Annotated in this window: 2 protein-coding genes; one reads left to right on the top strand and one right to left on the bottom strand. The window is 53.1% G+C overall.

Going from position 1 to position 2,142, the window contains the following annotated elements; genetic code table 11:
• Nucleotides 1-219 precede the first annotated feature (219 nt).
• On the top strand, nucleotides 220-990 hold the full coding sequence (locus lacNas_RS01615; RefSeq protein WP_201330076.1) for a formate/nitrite transporter family protein: 771 nt from the start codon (nucleotides 220-222) through the stop codon (nucleotides 988-990).
• A gap of 119 nt (nucleotides 991-1,109) precedes the next feature.
• On the opposite strand, the gene lacNas_RS01610 is transcribed toward lacNas_RS01615, so the two are convergent.
• On the bottom strand, nucleotides 1,110-2,142 hold a 1,033-nt coding region (locus lacNas_RS01610), incomplete at its 5' end, for an iron-containing alcohol dehydrogenase (RefSeq protein WP_201346529.1).

Here is a 2,142-nt window from a genome sequence, read left to right as displayed (position 1 = left end):
GAACAAAGTGATTGACTGGTTTATTGCCAACTTATAGTGGCAAGTCATTTTAAAAGCCCGGTCCACGCGTGTGGACCGGACTTTTTTGTCGCTTTATATTCTTTTAGTATATAGAGATTTTTACAATTATATTTACTTTATTTCAAAAAAGCGTTTACACGGATTGCGAGATTGTTTACAGGAAAAAATATTTTTACGAAAAGAACAAGAGGTATTGCGATGTATAAGGAATCATTCGTGGCCGCTGCCGGCGCGGCGGAAAAGAAATTCAACCTGCTTAAGAACAATCCGCTCGGGTATGTGCTGCTGTCGCTTTTGGCAGGGATGTATATTGGCTTCGGGATCCTGCTGGCCTTCACGGTAGGCAGCCAGCTGGGAACTAATCCCGCCGCCAACTTGATCAAGGGCCTGATTTTCGGGGTGGCCTTGAGCCTGGTCGTAATTCCAGGCGCGGAACTCTTTACCGGCAACAATTTCGTCATGGGCGCCGGTTTGCTGGAGAAAAAGGTCAAGTTCAGCCAGGCGCTGCTGCTGTGGCTGGTCTGCTGGATTGGCAACCTGCTTGGCGCGGCATTGCTGGCCTGGATGTTCGTGCAATCAGGCCTGGATCTGCCAACTGTGGCGGCAGTTTTCGGCAAAGCTGCGGCAGCTAAGGCAGCAGCTCCAGCTGGTCAGCTGCTTTTGCGGGGGATTTTGTGTAATATCCTGGTCTGCCTGGCGGTTTGGTCGGGCTTCCAAAGCAAGAGCGATTCCGCAAAATTGATCATGGTCTTCTGGTGCCTTTTGGCCTTCTTCGCCACCGGCTTTGAACACAGCGTGGCCAACATGACGACTTTTGCCGTAGCGCTGATGTCTCCGGCAGCCGGAGCAGGAACGGTTACGGCTGGCGGGATGTTCTACAACCTGCTTTGGGTAACTCTTGGCAACATGATCGGCGGCATTTGCTTTGTTGCTTTCCCTTACTGGCAGGCAGCCAAGAACAAGCAATAGGGCAGAAAGCTTGCTTGATAAAGAAAACAACTCCTGCGGGCATCAAGCCCGGGCAGGAGTTGTTTTTTTGCAATTGTATGGTTGAAATATGTTCCAGAAAAAGTCTTGGAGAGAGAAATCTAGAACATGCCTTCCAGAAGCTGCTTGATTTCAACCATGCTTGGCTGGCGCGGATTCTGGACAGTGCACTGGTCATCGTAGACCCGGTCGATCATGCTTGGCAGGGCCGCGTCAAAGGCTTCCTTGGTAACCCCGTTGGCTGAAAGCGAAGGCTTGATGTCGCAGGCCTTCATCAGCTCGCTGATCCGCTTGCAAAGCGAGTCGACCAGTTCGGCATCCGTCTTGCCAGGCAGGCCGAGGCTGCGGGCGATGTCGGCGTAGTCTTTTTGGGCCCGGTAAACTTCGTATCTTGGGTACGGGGTCCGTTTGACATTGCCGCTGGCACCGTTGAACTTGATGACTGGCAGCATGGAGATTGAGATGCACAAGCCATGCGGGAAGCCGAAGGCACCGCCCAGCTTGTGGGCAATCGAGTGGTTCAAGCCCAAGAAGGCGTTGGCAAAGGCCATCCCGGCCAGGGTAGCCGCGTAGTGCATGTTTTCGCGGGCTTTTTCACCCTCATAGGTCGGGTGCTTCGGGTCGTACTTGTAAGATGCTTCCAGGTTGTTCATAATCAGCTGGATGGCCTTCAGTGACCACGGGCGGGTAAAGTCACTGGCGGCAACGGAAACGTAGCTTTCCAGTGAGTGCGACAGGCAGTCAAAACCGGAGAAGGCAACGGTGTGCTTTGGAACGGTCATGACAAAGGCCGGGTCGACGATGGCGACTTGCGGAGTCAGTTCGTAGTCGGTCAGCGGGTACTTGACGTGCTGCTTGTCATCAGTGATGACGGCGTAAGGAGTTACTTCTGAACCAGTCCCGGAAGTGGTCGGGATGCAGATCAGGCTCGTGCGCGTCTCGTGCTTGAACTTGACGATCCGCTTTCTGATGTCGACAAACTTCTGCTGCAGCTCCTTGAAGAGTTCACTGACATTGTCGTAATTGTCCAGCCAGTCGTCGGCTTCATCCAGGCTGTATTCATAAATGTAGCGGGAAATCTTGGCTACGTCCAAAGCAGAGCCGCCGCCGATGGCGATGATGGTGTCCGGCGTG

Source organism: Lactobacillus nasalidis (assembly GCF_016587775.1).
Taxonomy (GTDB): Bacteria; Bacillota; Bacilli; order Lactobacillales; family Lactobacillaceae; genus Lactobacillus; species Lactobacillus nasalidis.
The sequence above is the reverse complement of the archived record's forward strand: the minus strand, read 5'-3'. Positions and strand labels throughout refer to the sequence as shown.

Bases quoted from the DNA above. Each gene is read 5' to 3' on its own strand.
- lacNas_RS01615 (WP_201330076.1), top strand. From the start codon at position 220: ATGTATAAGGAATCATTCGTGGCCGCTGCCGGCGCGGCGGAAAAGAAA.